This is a genomic window from Methylobacterium thuringiense, assembly GCF_022179645.1.
In the GTDB taxonomy this organism is placed as follows: domain Bacteria; phylum Pseudomonadota; class Alphaproteobacteria; order Rhizobiales; family Beijerinckiaceae; genus Methylobacterium; species Methylobacterium thuringiense.
In genome coordinates this window covers 244,437-262,820 of sequence record NZ_BPRA01000010.1, presented here as the reverse complement: position 1 = coordinate 262,820, position 18,384 = coordinate 244,437, and the positions used below count along the sequence as shown (strand labels likewise).

Below are 18,384 nucleotides of genomic sequence, written 5' to 3'. Positions count from 1 at the left end.
TTCGCGCGAAGCCTGCTCTCAACTCTTGAAACGATCAAAACGCAGCGTGTTCTAGGGCGGGAGGCGGTCTCCCGGCGCGTCGCGAGGAGGAGGCATGCCGGATCCGATGGTGCTCGTGGTGATGGGCGTGTCCGGTTCCGGCAAGAGCACGGTGGCGGAGCTGCTCGCGCGACGCCTCGGCTGGGTTTTCGTCGACGGCGACGATTTCCATACCCCTGAACACATCGCCCGGATGCACACGGGCCACGCCCTCGACGACGCCGACCGCAAGCCCTGGCTCGCCTTGATCCGCGCCTGGATCGACGCACGGCTCGCGGCCGGGACGAGCGGCGTCATCGTCTGTTCGGCGCTTCGCCGCTCCTATCGCGACGCCCTGGTGCAGGACCGGCCGGATGTCCGGATCGTCTATCTGGAGGGCAGCCGGGCGCTCATCGGCGAGCGCCTGAAACGGCGCCGCGGCCATTTCATGCCGGCCGAACTCCTCGACAGCCAGTTCGCGGCCCTGGAACCTCCCGGCCCCGAGGAGCGTCCCATCACCGTCGGGATCGACGACGGACCGGACGCCGTCGCGGCGGCCATCGCCATCCGATTGGGGGTCTCGCAGGCCTCCTGACGCGACAGGATGCGACGCATGAACATCGCCCTCGTGGTCTCGGACGTCGACGGCACGCTTGTCACCACGGACAAGCGGCTGACGCCCGCGACGATCGACGCGGTGAAGCGCCTGGACGCCGCCGGCATCGCCTTCACGGTCGCCTCGGCCCGGCCGCCGATCGGCTTCAAGGCGCTGGTCGAACCGCTGAACCTCCGCCTGCCGATGGGCGCCTTCAACGGCGGTACGCTCGTCGGACCGGACCTCGTGCCGTTCTCGCAGACGACGATCCCCGAAAGTACGGCGCGGGAGGCCGTCGACCATCTGCTGCGGGCCGGCATCGACGTCTGGGTGTTTGCCGACGGCACCTGGACCCTGCGCGATCCGGGGGCACCCTATGCAGACCTCGAACGCAGGACGCTCGGCGTCGAACCGACGGTCGTGAGCGACCTCGGCCCGCTGCTCGGCAAGGCCCAGAAAATCGTCGGCGTCAGCGGCGATGCCGACGAGCTCGCCCGCGTCGAATCACAACTCTCGGCGGCGCTGGGGGAGCGCGCGGCAATCGAGCGCTCGCAGGCCTACTATCTCGACATCACGCCGCCGGGGGTGAGCAAGGGCGGCTTCGTGCTGGAGATGAGCCGCCGTCTCGGGATAGCCCCCGCACGGATCGCGACCCTTGGGGATGCCGGCAACGACGTGGCGATGTTCCGCGTGAGCGGCCGGTCGATCGCCATGGGCAATGCGAAGGCGGAGGTGCGGGCCGCAGCCTCCGCGGTCACGGCATCCAACGACGAAGACGGTTTCGCCCAGGCGATCGAGCGGATCGTGCTGGGCTGAGCCATCCGGCGAGGTCTGTGCCCTTCTCGACACAGGGATCCGGCGAACGGCTACGCTGGCGACATCCGGCCCGGCGAGGCCGCTTTACGGCCTCATTTCGACACGACCAAGCTTCGGTGAGACCGTGGCCGTATCCGATCCGACGGAGGGCCGACACACCGAACTGGATCGTGCCGGAAATGCAGACGCGCCTCGTGCTTGCCGCCATGGTCTTTGCCGCCCCTCTGCCGGCTTTCGCTCAGAGCAACGGCCCGCACGACAACATCGACGCGCTGATCGAGCAGCAGGCCAAGGCCAACAAGGTGCCGGCCGCTTTCGTGCACAGGGTGGTCAAGCGCGAGAGCAACTATAATCCGCGGGCCAGGGGCGGCTCGGCGCTCGGGCTGATGCAGATCAAGCACGCCACGGCCCGGGGCATGGGCTACACCGGCGACGCCTCCGGTCTCTACGACCCCGAGACCAACCTGAAATACGGCATCGCCTATCTCGCCACCGCCTATCGTCTGGCCAAGGGCGACATCGATCAGGCCTATCGCTACTACAACCGCGGCTTCTACTACGCAGCCAAGAAGCTCGGCATCGAAACGGCGGTGCCGGACGAGGTGCCCGCCTCCGGGGCGGTGCAGACCGCGAGTTCCTCCAACGACTTCTCCAAGCTGTTCGGCCTCCGCTCCGGTCAGAATGCGGCCCCCGTCCAGATGGCCTCGGCCGATCCGCGGGCCGGCATCGCCGGAACCACCGCACTCGCCTATGCCGCCCCGTCCGGTTCGGTCGGCCCCGTCGAGGTTCCGCTACCGCCGCGCCGCCCGGCCACCCTCGGCGGCGATACCGCCCCGGCTCACGCAGAGACTCCCGTCCAGGTCGCAGCAGCTCCGATGGCCGCAGGCGTACCGGTTCAGGCCGCGCCCGCCCAGAATGCGATCGTCGCCTCCGCCGACCTCGTCGAGGTGCCGTTGCCGCCGCGCCGTCCCGCCGCCACCATGCTCGCGTCGATGGCCCGACCCGTGACGACCGCCCGCAGGACGACGGCGCCGGCTGAGGTGCTGGAGGCCACTGCACTCCCTGCTGCCCAGTAGCCCGAAGACCCAGAGGGTAGCGTCAAGGTTCTGCGCGGCCGTTCACACCGTTTGTTCCCGGCAAGAAACGCATGGGTATCCCGCTCAGGCGCAGATTGCGTCGAGCGCCCTGAACAGACACTCCCGAAAATCCACTATTGCGATGCAGCACGAACGCGACCATGTCGGTGGATGGGGTCGCGGCGGCTCGCGCGACCGTGACGCCCGCGCCGGTGCGGGCATCGTGGTCCGCCGATTGCAACGCAGTGGGGTCGAGGTCGCGTCGACGACGGAACCCGATCCCGGGTGTGGTGTCGCGATGCATAAGAGGCTGATGGCGCCATGACCGGCGTGGTGGAACCCGAAGCGATCTTCCTGAGCGAACTCGGCCGTCGCGTGCGCGATGCCCGGACCGTGCGGGGACTCTCGCGCAAACTCCTGTCCCAGACGTCCGGCCTGTCGGAGCGCTACATCGCGCAACTCGAGAGCGGACAAGGCAACGTCTCGATCATCCTGCTGCGGCGGGTCGCCAACGCCATGGGCGTGCGCCTCGACGACATGATCGCAGGCCAGGACTCTTCGCCCGAATGGAGGCTGATCCGCGACCTGCTGCGCGAGGCGTCTCCCGAGCAGGTGGCCCTAGCCAAATCCGTGCTGTCGGGAACTTCGCCTCAGCAGGCGGGGCAAAGCGGCGGGATCCGCGTAGCGCTGGTGGGCCTTCGCGGCGCCGGCAAATCGACGCTCGGGCGCCTCGCCGCCGAGCGTCTGGGCTGGACCTTCGTCGAACTCAATGCCGAGATCGAGCGCGAGAACGCGCTGTCGGTGAAGGAAATCTACGCGATCTACGGCCAGGAGGGCTATCGCCGGCTCGAGCAGCGAGCGCTCCGCCGCCTGACCGCGCATCCCGGCCCGTTGATTCTCGCCACCAGCGGCAGCATCGTCGCCGAGCCGCTGACCTACGACCTGCTGCTGCAATCCTTCGTGACGATCTGGCTCCAGGCTCGCCCCGAGGAGCACATGCAGCGGGTGCGCGATCAGGGCCAACTGGAATCGACGGGCGATCACGCCACCGCCCTGGAGGATCTGCGCTCGGTGCTGCTCAGCCGCGAGCCGCTCTATGCCCGGGCCTCGGCGACGGTCGACACCTCCGGTGTGCCCGTCGCAACCATGCTCGACCGTCTGATCGCCATGATCGACGTGCGTGTACCGTCGATCGAGCCGGCCACGGAGTCGCACCGGCGTAGCGCCTGACGAAGGTCGTCGCGACGCCGTACACCTCGCCAGCCTCCCGCCATGCGCCGTGCGGTGATCGACGGATGACCTGGGCTGGCGCGGCGACCCTGGCGGGCCTTGACGCAACGCAACCTTGCAATCACTTCCAGTCCACACGGCACGAAGGAGCTGGTTCTCCAGCCGTGCCGAACCAACGCCGCCGACCGTCGTAGAACGGGCGAGCGCTGGCAGATCGTTATTCGGGACAGGCTAGGGTGGTACCGGCCGGAGGACCGTCCCGCCCCTAGAGCAGGCTGCGAAAAAGTGGCAACGGTTTTTCACGCGAAGCCTGCTCTCAACTTTTGAATCGATCACGTTTTCTGCGTTTTGATCGATTCGATCAAAACGACGCGTGATCTAGTTTCCGAGGAGGAAGGCATGTCTGCCAGTCCTGCGCTGAGCCAGAACCGGGCATCGGACGCCGTCGCTGGCGTCGTCGACCCGCTGTGGAGCCGTGTGCGTAGCGAGGCCGAGATCGTCGTGCGCGACGAACCGCAGCTCGCCTCGTTCTTCGTCGCGACGATCCTCAATCATCACAGTCTGGAGGCCGCGGTCGCCCATCGCGTGGCGACGCGCCTCGGCCATGCCTCGCTGCCGGCCGACCTCGTCGCCCACGGCTTTCGGGAGGCCTTCGAGGGCGATCCCGAGCTCGGCCGCAGCATTCGCGCCGACATCGCCGCGGTGATGGACCGCGATCCGGCGACCACGCGGGCGCTGGAGCCGGTGCTCTACTTCAAGGGATTCCATGCCCTCCAGGCCCACCGTCTCGCCCACTGGTACTGGAACCAGGGCCGGCGCGATCTGGCGCTCTACCTGCAGAGCCGATCGTCGGAGGTGTTCCAGACCGACATCCACCCGGCTGCCCGGATCGGCCGCGGCGTCTTCCTCGACCACGCCACCGGCCTCGTCGTCGGCTCCACCGCGGTGATCGAGGACGACGTCTCGATCCTGCACGCGGTGACGCTCGGCGGCACGGGCAAGCAGGGTGGCGACCGCCATCCGAAGATCCGGCGGGGCGTCATGATCGGGGCCGGCGCCAAGATCTTGGGCAACATCGAGGTGGGGGCCTGCGCCCGCGTCGCAGCCGGCTCGGTGGTGCTGCGTCCGGTTCCGCCGCACACGACCGTCGTCGGCGTGCCGGCCCGCGTCGTCGGAACCGCCGGCTGCGCCGAGCCGGCACGTTCCATGGACCAGCTGGTCGCGATGACGGACTACATCGACATCGCCGGCGGCATCTGATGCTTGCCGAGACGGCTGGCCGGCCTTAGCTCTGCGGGCATTCCGGCCGTCCACAGGGGAGGGCCGACGATCGCTCCCGCTTCGCCCCATCGCCCTCATCGGCGCGCGCGGGTCGCGGGCGGGATCCGCCGAACGCTCAGAAAGGCTCGAGCCCTTGAACAAGAACGAAGCCACGACGCTGCAGGATTATCTTCGCCGCAAGTTCGCCAACACCAACATCCGCGTCGTCGCCATGAAGATGGGCGACTCGGCCGAGGTGTTCATCGGCGAGGAATCCATCGGCGTCATCTCCGACGACAAGGAGGATGGGGACGATTCCTACCAGTTCCGCATGGCGATCTTGGACATCGACCTTGAGGAAGAGGCCTGACGCACGCCTTGCCAAAGCTGGATACCCGTTCGGCCTGGAAGTGCGCGCCAAACTGATTGCTGAGCGTGGTGCCCGGTCGCGTGGCGACCCGGCACCGTGCCAAAGCCATCCACAGTCCTCCCGGACGGCGTTTACCCTCCGGGCGGGTATTGCTTAACAGATCGTAAATCCTCGGTCAGACTGCGTGTCTCCTCCCGGTGGAGCCGTTGCGTCATGACCGTCAGCCCAGCCGCCCTCGACTCCCTCCAAACCCTGTTCGTCGGGCTCGCGCTGGCGGGACTTCTCGCCAGCGCGTTCGAGCTGTTCACGGAGCGCAAGGCGAGTTTCCAGCTTCTGGAGGCCGGCGGCGTCTCGGCGTTGGCTGCCGTGCCGATGCTGGCCTTCACGGCCCCCTTCATCATCCTGCGCAACACGATGCGGGGCCGCCGCCTTGAGCAGAGGCCGATCCCCTTCGTCATGATCGCGACGATGGTCGCCTGCGGCTGGAGCCTGATGTCGGGCCGGGTCGCCGTCGACCTCGCCCATCTCGTCGTCGGCGCCTGAGAGCTGCCGAGCCCCGCCGAGACCTAAAAACTCACCGGTTCGCGGTCGTCACCGGCGAGGTGCCGTTGTTGAGCGACACCCAGGCCTGTCCATCCTGACCCTCGCGCTTGACGAAGCTGTAGCCCGTGCGCTGCCAGGGCAGCACCGCGCTGGTCTTGTTGTCGAGGATCAGGTCGCCGCGGTCGGTGCGCACCATCAGCACCGCGTGCCCCTCGCCGATCTCGTCGATCACCACCGTCATGCGTAGCGCCCGGCGGGGAAGGCGGCGTTCCACCAGGATGCGGCGTTTCAGCAGCTGGATGTCCTCGCAATCGCCGAATCCGTCGTCGGGATAGTCCCAGCGATCGACGACGCCCCAGTGCTCCATGTCGGTCACCGGCCTGATCTTCTGGTTGACCCGCCGGTTCACGGCTGCGAGCAGACGCCAGACCGCCGGGGTCAGTGTGATCTGCGTAGGCTCGGACGGGTCGATGCTGCACTCGCCGGGCATGCGCGCGCAGAACTCGCTCCACGCGGCGACCGGCCGGGCCGCCTGGCCGTCGTCGATGCTGGTGCCGATCTCGGGAAGACGTATCGCGGGCCGTGCCTGCGTTGCGGCCGTGCCGAGAAGCAGCGCCGCGCCGACGATGGAGAGATGGGCGGCCCGGCGAAGGCGGCGGCGCACCGCGGCGCGGACGACCGGCGACGCGCCGCCGACGCTGCCTTGAACCGCGTAAAGCATGACCCGAAGCCCTGCCGCAATGACCCAACGGCAAAGCTTGCACGGCCGAGGCCCAGGCTCAACAGCAAAGTTAAGCGATCTTGAAGCGATCGGGTCGTTTCCCGTCTCGGGACGGGACGTCGGCGTCAGCCCTTGCAAGCCGGCCACACGGATCGCGGACACCTCGTGTCGCGAGACGACGTCTATCGACGAGCCGGATCCCCTGCGTTCGAAAGGGGTCTACCGGTTGGCGGTAACCACCGGCGAGGTGACGCCGCCTAGGGAGACCCAAGCCACCGCATCCTGGCTTTCACGCTTGATGAAGGTGTAGCCGGTCTCGTGCCACGCCATCACGGCGCCGGTCTTGTTGTCGAGCACGTAGTCGCCGCGGTCGGTGATCAGGGTCAGTACGGCGTGGCCCTCGCCCTTCTCGTCGATGACGACGGTCATGCGCATGGCCCGGCGGGGCAGGCCGGCCTCGGCGAGGAGACGGCGCTTGAGCAACTGGAAGTCCTCGCAATCCCCGACGCCGTCCTCGGCGAGATCCCAGCGGTCGGGCACGCCCCAATGTTCCTGATCGGTCTGAGCCCGCAGGCTGCGGTTGACCTTGCGGTTGACCGAAGCGACCAGCGACCAGACGGAGGGGCTCAGCGCGATGCGGGCCGGCTCGCTCGGATCGAGGGCGCATTCGGCCGCATAGGATCTGCAGAATTCGGTCCAGGCAAGGATCGGACGGGCCGCCCCGATCGGCACCGCGCCGGCGGAGACCGCGGGGAGGGCGGCGACGCCTTGCTCGCGAGCCTCGGCCCCGGCGCAGCCGGCGAGAAGCACGAGCCCGACGAAGAGCCCCGCGATCCCGGCCTTGACGATCCCTGCGCTGCACATCGCGGACACCCCTTCGAACGAGGGCCACGTTGCAGCCGCATCCGCTCCGGTGCGCTGAAGCGAATGCGCGCAATTTTATGCAATTCCGGGAGCTTGGTTCCGACCGCGCGGCACGCCGAATCGATGGATGTGGATTTGCGCCAATTTTTCGGAGATGCGTTTAGGCGCTGCACACCATGACGGCGTCGAAGCCGCGTCTGAACGGCCGGCGGCTCCGGCAAAGATCGTCAGCTCGGTCGCAAAATCGGAAAAAACGTCCAAGCCCGCCGAGGCAGCTCAGAGCCGGATACCCTCGTGGAACCGGTCGGCGGAGATCGGCAGCATGAACTGCGCGCCGATACCGCCCTCGAAGTAGCGCACGACCCGGCCGGGCGTGCTGCCGACCATGACGCTGGTCCCGAGCGGCGGCACCGTCTCCGTGGCGATCGCGACGCCGGACATCGAGATGTCGATGACGCGTGCAGTCAGTTCGCGGCCGCTTTCGAGGCGGAGGGTCACGACGGGGTTGAGCGGCGTCAGGCGCTCGTGCGTCCGGCCCTCGGGCAGGCCGAGGAACTCGCGGTTGGCGAGCCAGGTGAGCTGCGAGGCGATCTTGTCGCGCTTGCGCGGCGAGGCGTTGAAGCGAGCGGCGAGGCCGCCGGAGCCGGGATGGCGCGCGATGACGCCTTCGACCCGGCCGATCTGCTCGAGATAGAACACGACGCGCTCGCCGACCTCACCGAGGACGGCGCAGGTGATTTTCACGCCGCCCGGCGACATGTCGACGGTCTGGCAGGGGTACTCGCGGCGGTCGGACAGCATGTAGCGCCCGAGCAGGGCGACGGGGACCCGCTGGTGGCGACGCAGATCGGAGCCGCGGAGCGGACGCGTCCCGACGGCTTCGGCGATCGCGGCAGCGGCCTCGCTCATATCGGGGTGTTGTCCAGCAAACGCAGAATCGGTCCTCAAGGCTTAGATCCAGAGGGTTACGAAAGGCTTGTTCCAAGACGCGGCAATGCAGGCACCACAGAGATTGCCGAAAAGATGCACCTCTCCACGTTGAGTCGCCAGCCGGCTAGGTCCGTGAGAGGCGCCCGCCCTCGTGAACCATCAGATGGCCGCGGCGGACGGGCAGGGGGTCGTTGGCGGGTGCCGGCATGTCGGCAGGCAACTCCGCCGCGTCGGGGATCGCCGCCGACTCGAGGACCCGCAGGGACGTCACCTCGACGCGGGTCACCGGCTGCAGGCCGAGCCAGGCCGGCACGCAATGGGGGCTCAATGCGCCGAGCATCCGGGCTTGCGTCAGTCCGCGATGACGCAGCGGCAGCAGCAGGAGTTCGAGGTCGATCGTCTCGCCGCGAGCGGTGTGGCCCTTGAGGCCGGCCACGACCCCGACGGTGTCCATCGCCACCGTCTCCACCAGCCGCCACGAGCCCTGGGCGGCCTCACCCTCGGCATCGCCCCAGAGATCGGAGAAGGCGGAGCCACGCAATTCCCGCCCGAACAGGGCGCAGAGGCGGGTGCCGGCGAGCCGCACCGAGGCGTGGCATCGTTGCGGCTCGATTTCGAGGATCAGGCTGTCGGCCAGCAGGTTGCGGATCTCGCCGGGCTCGATCTCGCTGCGCTCCGGTGCGGCGCGCTCGCCGCGCAGGCGGTCCCAGTAGGCGTGGAGCAGGCGGCTCGTCGGGTGCTTCATGGGTGTTCCGGATCGATACGGCTGCGCTCGGCCTGTCTCGGGATCGTCGATCGTCGGGTCAGACCGGGCCGGGCCTTTGGCGTTTGACGAGCCCGGCGCACACCCTATGCCGGCCCGACGCGACGGGCTCTCTTAAGTTTTCGTTAAGGTTAAGAGAGTGTTGCGATTGCGTACGCAGCTCCGTTCGGTGAGGATCGAAGCGTCGGATCGAGACCCGCCGCTCCCCAGCGGCACCCCGATACCCTTGCGGTCCCGATCCACAGCTTGCGATGTGTCCTTGGAGGGATCGGACCCGGTTGGTGCGGGATGCCACGCGCTCGAACGCGCGGCACCGCGAATGCGGGACGATCTCCTTCGTTCAGGGGAGGGCGGTGACGCTCTCCCCTTTTTTTGTCGCATGATGCGGGCTGTCGACGCGTTTGCGCACGCGGCTCTTGCGGCAAGGCCGCCGGCCCCGACATGGTGGCGGCATGGATGCTTCCCCCGATCTGCCACGCCAGAACCGCGTGCCCGTCTTCAACATGCCGGGCGTCGTCACCGCCTCGATCGCGGTACTCGTCGGCATTCACGCGATCCGGCAAGTGCTGCCCGACCTCTGGGACATCCAGGCGCTCATCGACCTCGCCTTCATCCCGGCGCGGTGGACCGTGGCCCTCGATCCCGCCAAGGCACAGGCCATCGTTCAGGCTGCGGGGGAAGGGTTGAGCGACCCGTCCATGGTCGCCGCCCGGCAGGATTTCGCCCGCGCGCTCGTCTCGGAATCCTCGGCGATGCCGTGGACCTTCGCGAGCTACGGGCTGCTGCACGGCTCCTGGATGCACGTGATCTTCAACGTGGTCTGGCTCGCCGCCTTCGGCTCTCCGGTCGTGCGCCGCTACGGGGCCTGGCGCTACGGGGTCCTGGCGCTGGTCGGGGTCGTGGCGGGGGCCGCCTTCCACCTCTTCATCGACCCCTTGAGCGCGATGCCGCTGGTCGGCGCCTCCGCCGGCATCTCCGCCTTGATGGCGGCGGCGGCCCGCTTCGTGTTCCGGCCGCCGCCGGCCTATCGCCCGGCCATGGCCTGGCAAGTCGCAGCACAGCCGCCGCTGGAGACGATCCCCGAACTCCTGCGAAACCGGAACGCGGTGCTGTTCCTCGGCATCTGGCTCGGCACGAACCTGCTCTTCGGGCTCATCTCCCTGCCCCTCGGGGCGGGCGACGGCCCGATCGCCTGGGACGCGCATCTCGGCGGGTTTCTGGCCGGCTTCTTCCTGCTGCCGCTGCTGGAGCCGCGCCGGAGCTGAGGGCAGGCCGAGCGCCCGGCGCGCGACGTCGATTTTTCCGGAGAACGGCCGATCCGGCGCTTCCACAGGCGCTTGCCATGTCGGCGCAAGCGCCACACTATCGCGTGATGAGCCGGGGCCAACCCGGCCGGCGAACTTCGTGGCGCCGTGGGCTGACGGTGCCGTGTCCAGGGAGGACACCAACACCATGACCGTTGCACGCATCCTTGCCGAGAAGGGCACCGCCGTCACCACGGTGCCACCGCACCGCACGATCGACGAAGCGATCCATCTGCTCGCCGAGAAGCGCATCGGCGCCGTCATCGTGAGCGACGCGGACGCCAACGTCCTCGGCATCCTGTCCGAGCGCGACGTGATGCGGGCGCTGGCCGAGGCCGGCGCCGCCGCCTTCGACGCCCCCGTCTCCCGCTACATGACCGCCAAGGTCACCACCTGCACCCGCGCCACGACCATCGAAGAGGTGATGGAACTGATGACCGACGGACGCTTCCGCCACCTGCCGGTGATCGAGGACGGCCATCTCGCGGGCGTCATCTCCATCGGCGACGTGGTGAAGCGGCGCATCGCAGCGGTGGAGGCCGACTACCAGGCGATGCGCGACTACATCACGCTCGCCTGATTGATCTCTACACGCGCGCGGCAGCCCCCTCGATCATCCGGCGGATCTCCGGCAGCGCCGCGCGCCCGGCCTCGTGTCCCAGCGCAATGCCCTCCGCGGCCCGGTGGAACTCGAACAGGCCCATGGCGGCGAGCCGCGGGCTGACCATCACGTCGGGCGGGTCCGTCGCGAGGCGGGCTCGCGAGATGCGGTCCTGCGTGATGTTGAAGGCGTCGAACATCACCCGCGCCGCGCCGGGCGCTCCGGATTTTTCACCCGATGACTTGGTGGCGGGACGGGGGCGCGGGGCGCCCCGGCCGACGATGCGGAGCCCCGCACCGCGCAGCAGCGCCCAGCGGCTCCGGGTCTCCACGACGTGTTCGAGTTCCGCTTCCAGCGCGTCATCCTCGTCCGGCGGCGCCTCCGGACGGATCAGCGAGCCGCGCACCCGCGGATCGCAGGCGAGGTTGACGCAGATCACCACGTCCGCCCCGAGTTCGCGGGCCAGCCGCACCGGCACCGGGTTGACCAGGGTGCCGTCCATCAGCAGGCGGGAATCGAGCGACACCGGCGGGAAGAGGCCGGGAATCGCGTAGGAGGCGCGCACGGACTCGACCAGCGGGCCGTTGGTCAGCCACACCTCGTGGCCGGTACCGAGTTCGGTGGCGACGCAGGCGAAGGCCACCGGCAGCGCCTCGATCCGGCGCCCGTCGAGTTCCTGCGCGAGGCGGCGGGCCAGACGCTCGCCGGCGATCAGGCCCGACCCGGCGATCCGCAGGTCGACGAGGCCCATCACCCGGCGCTTGGTGAGCGAGAGCGCAAAAGCCTTCAGCCGGTCGAGCTTGCCCGCCGCGTAGGCCCCCCCGACCACCGCACCGATCGAACAGCCCGCGACGATCTCGGGTACGATGCCGGCCTCCTGCAGCGCCTCGATCACCCCGATATGCGCCCAGCCCCGCGCCGAACCGCCGCCGAGCGCCAGCCCGACCCGCGGTGCACGCGGACGCGGTGCCTCGACGGGCTCGACGACGCCCTCGGGGAAACTTTGGACCTGCAGGGCCGCGCGGGGACTCATCCTTGTGGCGCTCGACGCTGACGCCGCGATGGCTGTCCGCCGCACGAGCGGCGGCGCGCAGTTGCGCTTGCCGACAGCCGATCGCTGGAAGAGTCGGTGCTGGCGGCCGTCGGTCTCACGGCCCGGCCGGAACGAGCGCCGCCGCGCTTCCAGTCCCAAACGTCACGCTGCGATAGAAGCACGAGCGCCGCCCAGTGTGGCAGCAGCCGCCGTCCCCGCCGACATCGACCCGGATCAGCAGGGCGTCCTGGTCGCAGTCGACCCGCATCTCGACGACGCGCTGGACTTGTCCGGAGGTCGCGCCCTTGTGCCAGAGTTCGCTGCGCGAGCGCGACCAGTACCAGGCCTCGCCGGTCTCGAGGGTGCGCGCCAGCGACTCGGCGTTCATGTGCGCCAGCATCAGCACCGCGCCGTCATGGGCGTCGACGGCGATGCAGGCGACGAGACCGTCCGCGCCGAAGCGCGGCGTCAGCACCGCGCCTTCCTCGACCTCGGCCCGCGTCCCCGGCGCTGCGAATTCTTTTGTCATTTTGGCGTGTCGCAAATGGAAGCGGCGCGCGAAAACCGAAGCGCTACGGCTTGTTGCGCACGAGGGTGAGGAAGCGGACCTGCTCGCTGGCGTCGTCCTTGTAGACGCCGCGGAACTGGGTGGTGATTGTCGAGACGCCGGCCTTCTGGACGCCGCGCATCGCCATGCAGAGATGCTCGGCCTCGATCATCACGGCGCAGCCGCGGGGCTTCAGGATCGATTCGATGGTGTCGGCGATCTGCGCCGTCATGGTCTCCTGCGTCTGCAGGCGCTTGGCGAAGGCGTCGACCACGCGGGCGAGCTTCGACAGGCCGACGACGCCCTTCGACGGGTAGTAGGCGACATGCGCCAGCCCCATGAACGGCACCATGTGGTGCTCGCAATGGGAATAGAACGGGATGTCGCGCACCAACACGACGTCCGAATAGCCTTCGACCTCTTCGAAGACCCGCTCCAACAGGGCGTCGGCATCCATCTTGTAGCCGGAGAATAGCTGCTCGTAGGCCTTGGCCACCCGCGCCGGGGTATCGATCAGGCCCTCGCGGGTCGGGTCGTCGCCGGCCCAGCGCAACAGGGTGCGCACGGCGGCCTCGGCCTCCTGGCGGCTCGGGCGGGCAAGCGCGATCTCGTTCGGAACGCGCTGTGCCGAATCCGGCAGCGGCGCGACATCGGAGCGGGCGTCGTTGTCGTTGCGCATCAGGGCTATGGCGTCCGCGCGCCGGTTCTCGTCGCTCATGCCGTAGGACAGGGACTTGAGCGCGGCATCCATGGCATCTCCCGCCCGCGCGACACGGGCCTTCATCGTGGTGCTGTCGGGCTTGGCGTACATCGTCGGGTCCCGCCGGCATCACTCATACAAGGTGCCGGTGCCCCTTTGGATCCGGCGGCGCCGGTCGGGGCACGACCTGGAACGACGTGCCGTCCTCGCGGAACGGCGGCTCTGCGCCTATATCGACGTTATGGGGCATTCGCGCAATGCACCGAACGCGGATCCGGCTTCCAGCAGAATTCTGATGCTCGACGACATCTACAACCGCCGCATCCTCGAACTCGCCGCGGATATCCCGCGGCTCGGGCGTCTCGATGCGCCCGATGCGAGCGCGAGCGCTCATTCTCGGCTCTGCGGATCGACCGTGACGGTGGATCTCGTCACCGACGCCGCCGGCACCACGGTCACCGACTTCGGCCACGAGGTGAAAGCCTGCGCGCTGGGCCAGGCCTCGTCCTCGCTGATGGCTCGCCACGTGGTCGGCGCCACCGCCGACGAGCTGCGCGCGGTGCGCGAGCGGATGCGCGCCATGCTGAAGGAAAACGGCCTGCCGCCCGACGGCACCTGGGCCGACCTCGCCGTCCTGGAGCCGGTGCGCGATTTCCGTGCCCGCCACGCCTCGACGCTGCTCACCTTCGACGCGGTGGTGAACGCCCTCGACCAGATCGCCGCCCGCAAGGCCGCATCGGCCGAGGCCGCCGAATAGGGCGGTGCGGAGTCTTCGGTGATGGTGCGCAGGGCCGCGCATTGGGCGATCCGCGGCTACCAGCTCACCCTGTCGAGCCTGATCGGCCGCCAGTGCCGACACTGGCCCTCCTGCTCCGAGTACACGGATACCGCGATTGCCCGGCACGGCCTCTGGGCCGGCGGCTGGATCGGATTTTCGCGGGTCTGCCGCTGCGGACCGTTCGGTACGCACGGGATCGATCTGGTGCCGGAACGGGTGCCCGGGCGGGCCAGGTGGTGGCTGCCGTGGCGCTACGGGCGCTGGCGCGGGGTCGAGGCTCCGGCCTCGCCGTTCGTGTGCGAGGCGGTCGAGCCGCGCGAGCCCTCAAAGCCTCATGATGCACGATGACGGGCGAGCAGGTCGAACAAGAGACTCGGCCTGCAGCGGAAATTCGTGTTTCGCAGGCGCGCTACGGCTTGCGCGACGTCGAGCAGCCCGCGGCGCGCGGCCAGATCGATGATACCGAGCGTGCCGATCACAACGGAGCCCATGGCGCGCGCCGCTGCAACGCCGGCCCGATCGTCCATCAGAATCAGCGTTGCTGCTCGCGCCCGCGCAAGGACGATGGCCTGACGTTCGCCGTCGCCGAGACGGTGCAGGGTCGCATCCGTGTCGGCGCTATCGGGATGAACTGACAGCCATCCCGGCGATGCAGCGATCCAAGTCTGTACGCGTGCCGGCGCGCCCGGGTGGCCCAATTCTCTGCGGACGGCCTCCGGTATGAGAAGGCTGCCGAACAGGGGCTTCAGAACGTGGGCGTGATCGATCAGCACGAGGTAGTTGAGCGGACCGGTGTCGCTCACGACGGTGCGCGCCGTCGGATCAGAAGCCGAGCCGGGCAAGGTCGCTTCGATCTCGCTCCAGATCCTCGCCGTCGTAGGCGAGGTATACGTTGCGCGCCTTCAGAAATCCGTCGAGGGCATAGCGTGTGTCGAGGCCGAGGAGCCGGCGCAATTCGGACTCGGTCAGTCGTCCGCGTCGATATTCGTCTGTCGCGAACGCCTCGAGCGCCCGTCGCGCAAGCTCGCCGCCATCGGCTGCCGCGAGCTTGAGGGCGAGATCGTCGGGAATGGGCACGGTGATGTTCATCTCAGCCTCCGGACCGCTCGATCAGCATAGCATGGGAGACGGACGCGACCAGATCGGCCGGCAATGCTGAAATCGGGGTAACTGCGGCCCATCTCGGCCTGTCTGGCATCTCGTGCCTCTGAAGCGAGCTGGAACGGTTACGCAGCGACGGGCAGCAGCCCCATGCGAGATCGCCTGCCGGTTTTCCTCTCACTCGAAATCGGTCTAAACCCCGCGCCGCGTCCCGACGCGAACATCCAAAACCCGCTTACCTGCCGCGTTCGCAGGAGTGAGCAAGGACACCGATATGCCCATCCTGACATTCCCCGACGGCAACACGCGCGCTTTCGACGAAGCCGTCACCGGCCGCGCCGTCGTCGAGGGCATCGCGAAGTCGCTGGCGAAGCGCACCGTCGCCATGGCGCTCGACGGCGTCGTCACCGATCTCGGCGACCTGATCGAACGCGATGCCGCGATCGAGTTCCTGGGCCGCGACGACTCGCGCGCGCTGGAGCTGATCCGCCACGACACGGCGCACGTGCTGGCCGAGGCCGTGCAGGCCATGTGGCCGGGCACGCAGGTGACGATCGGCCCGGTGATCGAGAACGGCTTCTACTACGACTTCGCCAAGGCCGAGCCCTTCACGCCGGAGGACTTTCCGAAGATCGAGGCGAAGATGCGCGAGATCATTTCTCGCGACGCGCCGTTCACGCGGGAAGTCTGGAAGCGCGACGACGTCAAGCAGCTCTTCGCCGACCGGGGCGAGACCTACAAGGTCGAGCTGGTCGACGCGATTCCGCCCGGCGAGGATCTGAAGATCTACCGCCAGGGCGAGTGGTTCGACCTCTGCCGCGGCCCGCACATGACCTCGACGGGCAAGATCGGCACGGCCTTCAAGCTGATGAAGGTCGCCGGCGCCTATTGGCGCGGCGATTCCAACAATCCGATGCTGACGCGCATCTACGGCACCGCCTGGGCCACCAAGGAGGACCTCGACGCCTATCTCCACCGCCTGGAGGAGGCCGAGCGCCGCGACCACCGGCGGCTGGGACGCGAGATGGATCTCTTCCACTTCCAGGAGGAGGGGCCGGGCGTCGTGTTCTGGCACGCCAAGGGCTGGACGATCTTCCAGGAGCTCATCGCCTACATGCGCCGCCGCCTGAAGGGCGAGTACCAGGAGGTCAACGCCCCGCAGATCCTCGACAAGGCGCTCTGGGAGACTTCGGGCCACTGGGACTGGTACCGCGAAAACATGTTCGCGGCCCAAAGTGCCGGCGACGAGGCCGAGGACAAGCGCTGGTTCGCGCTGAAGCCGATGAACTGCCCCGGCCACGTCCAGATCTTCAAGCACGGCCTGAAGTCCTACCGCGACCTGCCGCTCCGCATGGCCGAGTTCGGCGTCGTCCACCGCTACGAGCCGTCCGGCGCCATGCACGGGCTGATGCGCGTGCGCGGCTTCACGCAGGACGACGCGCACGTGTTCTGCACCGAGGACCAGCTCGCCGACGAGTGTCTGAAGATCAACGATTTGATCCTGAGCACCTACGCCGATTTCGGCTTCGACCGCATCGTCGTGAAGCTCTCGACGCGGCCGGAGAAGCGCGTCGGCTCCGACGCGCTCTGGGACCACGCCGAAGAGGTCATGACCCGCGTGCTCGCGCAGATCGAGGAGCAGTCCGGCGGGCGCATCACCACGGCGGTGAACCCGGGGGAGGGCGCCTTCTACGGCCCGAAGTTCGAGTACGTCCTACGCGACGCCATCGGCCGCGACTGGCAATGCGGCACCACGCAGGTCGACTTCAACCTGCCGGAACGCTTCGGCGCCTTCTACATCGACGGCGAGAGCAACAAGATTCCGCCGGTGATGGTCCACCGCGCGATCTGCGGCTCGATGGAGCGCTTCACCGGTATCCTGATCGAGCATTTCGCCGGACATTTCCCGCTCTGGCTCTCGCCGGTGCAGGTGGTGGTGGCCACGATCACTCAGGAGGCGGACGACTACGCCCACGAGGTGATCCGCACGCTGCGGCGGGCCGGGCTCCGGGTCGAGGCCGACCTGCGCAACGAGAAGATCAACTACAAGGTCCGCGAGCATTCGCTGGCCAAGGTGCCGGTGCTGCTCGCCCTCGGACGACGCGAGGCCGAGGAGCGCACCGTCTCGATCCGCCGGCTCGGCAGCCAGCACACCAAGTCGCTGTCGCTGGCCGAGGCGGTGGCGTCCTTCGTCGAGGAAGCGACGTCGCCTGACCTGCGGCGGGCGGAGGCCGTGGTGGACTCGGTGCCGAGCGAGAACGTCACCCTCGACGGGCAGCACGAGGAGCGCGCGGCGCCGTAGGCAGGGATCGGTTTAGGGTGCGGGCGCCTTTCGCGGGCGCCCAGCCCGACGCGGCTTGAAATGGGCGTGCAGCAGGATCGGATCTCGTAGAGCAGCTCCGCACAGCATCGCGGTCGGCGTCGGCACCCTGGCGCCGGCTTTGTAGGCGTTCCAGGTGCTGAGGCTGAGCCCGAGGAAATCGGCCACCTCCTGATTGGAAAGCCGCAATTCGGCCTGCCATGCCGCCGGCTGGAACGTGCCGGCATTCGCCTGCTCCGTCGCGATCTGACGCAGGTGAAATGCATCGATGGCGAGATCGCCGTCCTCATCACCCCATGCGAGGCTCGCGCCGTACTCGCCGATGCGCGCAGCCGCGAACATGACAGCATCGCGCAACGGGGCGAGCACGTCGTCACCCGTCGCGATCCAGCCGGCGAGATCGACGAGCGTGTCCACGCCATCCCGCCAAGCGACACGGAGTTGCGTCGGGCCCGTGGCGGCGATGTCCGTAATCCGAGGCACCGGGGACGTCATCGGTCTCTCCTCAGTCGATGGGGAAGCGGGGATTGATACGGTTCCACTCGGCTGCGATCACGGCCTTGTTGTCAGCGGCCCAGGCGAGGGCCTTCTTGGCGACCCTGCTCGGCAGAGCACCTGCGAGAATGTCGAGCGTGGCAATCTCCACCAGGGCCTCGTCGTCCGGCGACACGATGTGGAAATGCGGCGGCAGGTGATCGTTGGCGTAGACCCGGATGAAGACCTTGCCGAACTGGTGCAGCTTGCCCATCGCCACGCCTCCGTCGGACACTCAAACATAGTCCGGATTTCGGACGATGAAAAGATTGCCTTCGGC

At 68.3% G+C, this 18,384-nt stretch carries 23 protein-coding genes; 12 read left to right on the top strand and 11 right to left on the bottom strand.

Annotation, left to right across the window (positions count from 1 at the left end; translation table 11 throughout):
* Positions 1 to 94: 94 nt before the first annotated feature.
* The 7 genes from MFF07_RS12920 (at position 95) to MFF07_RS12890 (ending at position 5,908) form a co-directional block, all read left to right on the top strand.
* Positions 95 to 613: a gluconokinase gene (locus tag MFF07_RS12920; protein ID WP_238232110.1), complete on the top strand. Its 519-nt coding sequence runs from the start codon at positions 95 to 97 to the stop codon at positions 611 to 613.
* Between the two features lie 18 nt (positions 614 to 631).
* Positions 632 to 1,429 (top strand): HAD family hydrolase, encoded by a 798-nt coding sequence (locus tag MFF07_RS12915; RefSeq protein WP_147818226.1) that lies wholly within the window; start codon positions 632 to 634, stop codon positions 1,427 to 1,429.
* Between the two features lie 179 nt (positions 1,430 to 1,608).
* Positions 1,609 to 2,505: a transglycosylase SLT domain-containing protein gene (locus MFF07_RS12910; RefSeq protein ID WP_147818227.1), complete on the top strand. Its 897-nt coding sequence runs from the start codon at positions 1,609 to 1,611 to the stop codon at positions 2,503 to 2,505.
* Between the two features lie 321 nt (positions 2,506 to 2,826).
* On the top strand, positions 2,827 to 3,735 hold the full coding sequence (locus MFF07_RS12905; protein ID WP_147818228.1) for a helix-turn-helix transcriptional regulator: 909 nt from the start codon (positions 2,827 to 2,829) through the stop codon (positions 3,733 to 3,735).
* Between the two features lie 399 nt (positions 3,736 to 4,134).
* A complete protein-coding gene (gene cysE / locus MFF07_RS12900) occupies positions 4,135 to 4,995 on the top strand; it encodes a serine O-acetyltransferase (RefSeq protein WP_147818229.1) in 861 nt (286 codons plus the stop codon).
* 154 nt (positions 4,996 to 5,149) lie between these two features.
* Positions 5,150 to 5,365 (top strand): DUF3126 family protein, encoded by a 216-nt coding sequence (locus MFF07_RS12895; RefSeq protein ID WP_147818230.1) that lies wholly within the window; start codon positions 5,150 to 5,152, stop codon positions 5,363 to 5,365.
* Positions 5,366 to 5,578: 213 nt separating this feature from the next.
* Positions 5,579 to 5,908 carry a DUF6949 family protein gene (locus tag MFF07_RS12890; RefSeq protein WP_147818231.1) on the top strand — a complete coding sequence of 110 codons (330 nt, stop codon included), beginning with the start codon at positions 5,579 to 5,581 and terminating at the stop codon, positions 5,906 to 5,908.
* Between the two features lie 31 nt (positions 5,909 to 5,939).
* Here the strand turns inward: MFF07_RS12890 and MFF07_RS12885 are convergent, their stop codons facing one another.
* The 4 genes from MFF07_RS12885 to MFF07_RS12870 all read right to left on the bottom strand — a co-directional run bounded on the left by MFF07_RS12885 (position 5,940) and on the right by MFF07_RS12870 (position 9,168).
* Positions 5,940 to 6,629, bottom strand: coding sequence for a transglutaminase-like cysteine peptidase (locus tag MFF07_RS12885; RefSeq protein ID WP_147818232.1), 690 nt, complete (start codon positions 6,627 to 6,629; stop codon positions 5,940 to 5,942).
* A gap of 219 nt (positions 6,630 to 6,848) precedes the next feature.
* The gene (locus tag MFF07_RS12880; RefSeq protein WP_147818233.1) at positions 6,849 to 7,493 is read right to left on the bottom strand and encodes a transglutaminase-like cysteine peptidase; all 645 of its coding nucleotides are present in this window, start codon (positions 7,491 to 7,493) and stop codon (positions 6,849 to 6,851) included.
* 276 nt (positions 7,494 to 7,769) lie between these two features.
* The gene (locus tag MFF07_RS12875) at positions 7,770 to 8,402 is read right to left on the bottom strand and encodes a PilZ domain-containing protein (protein WP_147818234.1); all 633 of its coding nucleotides are present in this window, start codon (positions 8,400 to 8,402) and stop codon (positions 7,770 to 7,772) included.
* 145 nt (positions 8,403 to 8,547) lie between these two features.
* Positions 8,548 to 9,168 (bottom strand): PAS domain-containing protein, encoded by a 621-nt coding sequence (locus MFF07_RS12870; protein ID WP_147818235.1) that lies wholly within the window; start codon positions 9,166 to 9,168, stop codon positions 8,548 to 8,550.
* Positions 9,169 to 9,638: 470 nt separating this feature from the next.
* Between MFF07_RS12870 and MFF07_RS12865 the strand changes: the two genes are divergently transcribed.
* The gene (locus MFF07_RS12865) at positions 9,639 to 10,451 is read left to right on the top strand and encodes a rhomboid family intramembrane serine protease (RefSeq protein WP_147818236.1); all 813 of its coding nucleotides are present in this window, start codon (positions 9,639 to 9,641) and stop codon (positions 10,449 to 10,451) included.
* 187 nt (positions 10,452 to 10,638) lie between these two features.
* Positions 10,639 to 11,070 carry a CBS domain-containing protein gene (locus tag MFF07_RS12860; RefSeq protein WP_147818237.1) on the top strand — a complete coding sequence of 144 codons (432 nt, stop codon included), beginning with the start codon at positions 10,639 to 10,641 and terminating at the stop codon, positions 11,068 to 11,070.
* 7 nt (positions 11,071 to 11,077) lie between these two features.
* Here MFF07_RS12860 and MFF07_RS12855 read toward each other — a convergent pair whose 3' ends face one another.
* The 3 genes from MFF07_RS12855 to folE all read right to left on the bottom strand — a co-directional run bounded on the left by MFF07_RS12855 (position 11,078) and on the right by folE (position 13,422).
* Entirely contained in the window at positions 11,078 to 12,124 is a 1,047-nt protein-coding gene (locus MFF07_RS12855) for a patatin-like phospholipase family protein (RefSeq protein WP_147818238.1), read from the bottom strand.
* 115 nt (positions 12,125 to 12,239) lie between these two features.
* A complete protein-coding gene (gene hisI, locus MFF07_RS12850) occupies positions 12,240 to 12,653 on the bottom strand; it encodes a phosphoribosyl-AMP cyclohydrolase (RefSeq protein ID WP_147818239.1) in 414 nt (137 codons plus the stop codon).
* 43 nt (positions 12,654 to 12,696) lie between these two features.
* Entirely contained in the window at positions 12,697 to 13,422 is a 726-nt protein-coding gene (gene folE / locus MFF07_RS12845; RefSeq protein ID WP_505744264.1) for a GTP cyclohydrolase I FolE, read from the bottom strand.
* A gap of 244 nt (positions 13,423 to 13,666) precedes the next feature.
* Here folE and MFF07_RS12840 point away from each other — a divergent pair, with 244 nt between their 5' ends.
* Entirely contained in the window at positions 13,667 to 14,128 is a 462-nt protein-coding gene (locus MFF07_RS12840; protein WP_147818241.1) for an iron-sulfur cluster assembly scaffold protein, read from the top strand.
* A gap of 21 nt (positions 14,129 to 14,149) precedes the next feature.
* Positions 14,150 to 14,497, top strand: coding sequence for a membrane protein insertion efficiency factor YidD (gene yidD / locus MFF07_RS12835; RefSeq protein ID WP_147818242.1), 348 nt, complete (start codon positions 14,150 to 14,152; stop codon positions 14,495 to 14,497).
* Here yidD and MFF07_RS12830 read toward each other — a convergent pair.
* Both MFF07_RS12830 and MFF07_RS12825 read right to left on the bottom strand, forming a co-directional pair.
* Positions 14,482 to 14,952, bottom strand: coding sequence for a PIN domain-containing protein (locus MFF07_RS12830; protein ID WP_238232108.1), 471 nt, complete (start codon positions 14,950 to 14,952; stop codon positions 14,482 to 14,484). The genes yidD and MFF07_RS12830 overlap by 16 nt on opposite strands.
* A 19-nt stretch (positions 14,953 to 14,971) precedes the next feature.
* Positions 14,972 to 15,238, bottom strand: a complete 267-nt coding sequence (locus MFF07_RS12825) for a UPF0175 family protein (RefSeq protein ID WP_147818244.1) — start codon at positions 15,236 to 15,238, stop codon at positions 14,972 to 14,974.
* A 286-nt stretch (positions 15,239 to 15,524) separates the two neighbouring features.
* Between MFF07_RS12825 and thrS the strand changes: the two genes are divergently transcribed.
* Complete coding sequence (gene thrS, locus MFF07_RS12820; RefSeq protein ID WP_147818245.1) at positions 15,525 to 17,552, top strand: threonine--tRNA ligase; 2,028 nt, start codon at positions 15,525 to 15,527, stop codon at positions 17,550 to 17,552.
* Positions 17,553 to 17,564: 12 nt separating this feature from the next.
* On the opposite strand, the gene MFF07_RS12815 is transcribed toward thrS, so the two are convergent.
* Together MFF07_RS12815 and MFF07_RS12810 are read right to left on the bottom strand one after the other, a co-directional pair.
* On the bottom strand, positions 17,565 to 17,987 hold the full coding sequence (locus tag MFF07_RS12815) for a hypothetical protein (RefSeq protein ID WP_238232107.1): 423 nt from the start codon (positions 17,985 to 17,987) through the stop codon (positions 17,565 to 17,567).
* 88 nt (positions 17,988 to 18,075) lie between these two features.
* Complete coding sequence (locus tag MFF07_RS12810) at positions 18,076 to 18,339, bottom strand: DUF4160 domain-containing protein (protein WP_238232105.1); 264 nt, start codon at positions 18,337 to 18,339, stop codon at positions 18,076 to 18,078.
* Positions 18,340 to 18,384: the final 45 nt, after the last annotated feature.

What these genes read in the sequence shown, in the direction of transcription:
- MFF07_RS12920 (WP_238232110.1), top strand. Translation starts at nt 95, where the DNA reads ATGCCGGATCCGATGGTGCTCGTGGTGATGGGCGTGTCCGGTTCCGGC.
- MFF07_RS12915 (WP_147818226.1), top strand. Translation starts at nt 632, where the DNA reads ATGAACATCGCCCTCGTGGTCTCGGACGTCGACGGCACGCTTGTCACC.
- MFF07_RS12910 (WP_147818227.1), top strand. Translation starts at nt 1,609, where the DNA reads ATGCAGACGCGCCTCGTGCTTGCCGCCATGGTCTTTGCCGCCCCTCTG.
- MFF07_RS12905 (WP_147818228.1), top strand. Translation starts at nt 2,827, where the DNA reads ATGACCGGCGTGGTGGAACCCGAAGCGATCTTCCTGAGCGAACTCGGC.
- cysE (WP_147818229.1), top strand. Translation starts at nt 4,135, where the DNA reads ATGTCTGCCAGTCCTGCGCTGAGCCAGAACCGGGCATCGGACGCCGTC.
- MFF07_RS12890 (WP_147818231.1), top strand. Translation starts at nt 5,579, where the DNA reads ATGACCGTCAGCCCAGCCGCCCTCGACTCCCTCCAAACCCTGTTCGTC.
- MFF07_RS12885 (WP_147818232.1), bottom strand. Translation starts at nt 6,629, where the DNA reads ATGCTTTACGCGGTTCAAGGCAGCGTCGGCGGCGCGTCGCCGGTCGTC.
- MFF07_RS12880 (WP_147818233.1), bottom strand. Translation starts at nt 7,493, where the DNA reads ATGTGCAGCGCAGGGATCGTCAAGGCCGGGATCGCGGGGCTCTTCGTC.
- MFF07_RS12875 (WP_147818234.1), bottom strand. Translation starts at nt 8,402, where the DNA reads ATGAGCGAGGCCGCTGCCGCGATCGCCGAAGCCGTCGGGACGCGTCCG.
- MFF07_RS12870 (WP_147818235.1), bottom strand. Translation starts at nt 9,168, where the DNA reads ATGAAGCACCCGACGAGCCGCCTGCTCCACGCCTACTGGGACCGCCTG.
- MFF07_RS12865 (WP_147818236.1), top strand. Translation starts at nt 9,639, where the DNA reads ATGGATGCTTCCCCCGATCTGCCACGCCAGAACCGCGTGCCCGTCTTC.
- MFF07_RS12860 (WP_147818237.1), top strand. Translation starts at nt 10,639, where the DNA reads ATGACCGTTGCACGCATCCTTGCCGAGAAGGGCACCGCCGTCACCACG.
- MFF07_RS12855 (WP_147818238.1), bottom strand. Translation starts at nt 12,124, where the DNA reads ATGAGTCCCCGCGCGGCCCTGCAGGTCCAAAGTTTCCCCGAGGGCGTC.
- hisI (WP_147818239.1), bottom strand. Translation starts at nt 12,653, where the DNA reads ATGACAAAAGAATTCGCAGCGCCGGGGACGCGGGCCGAGGTCGAGGAA.
- folE (WP_505744264.1), bottom strand. Translation starts at nt 13,422, where the DNA reads ATGGATGCCGCGCTCAAGTCCCTGTCCTACGGCATGAGCGACGAGAAC.
- MFF07_RS12840 (WP_147818241.1), top strand. Translation starts at nt 13,667, where the DNA reads ATGCTCGACGACATCTACAACCGCCGCATCCTCGAACTCGCCGCGGAT.
- yidD (WP_147818242.1), top strand. Translation starts at nt 14,150, where the DNA reads ATGGTGCGCAGGGCCGCGCATTGGGCGATCCGCGGCTACCAGCTCACC.
- MFF07_RS12825 (WP_147818244.1), bottom strand. Translation starts at nt 15,238, where the DNA reads ATGAACATCACCGTGCCCATTCCCGACGATCTCGCCCTCAAGCTCGCG.
- thrS (WP_147818245.1), top strand. Translation starts at nt 15,525, where the DNA reads ATGCCCATCCTGACATTCCCCGACGGCAACACGCGCGCTTTCGACGAA.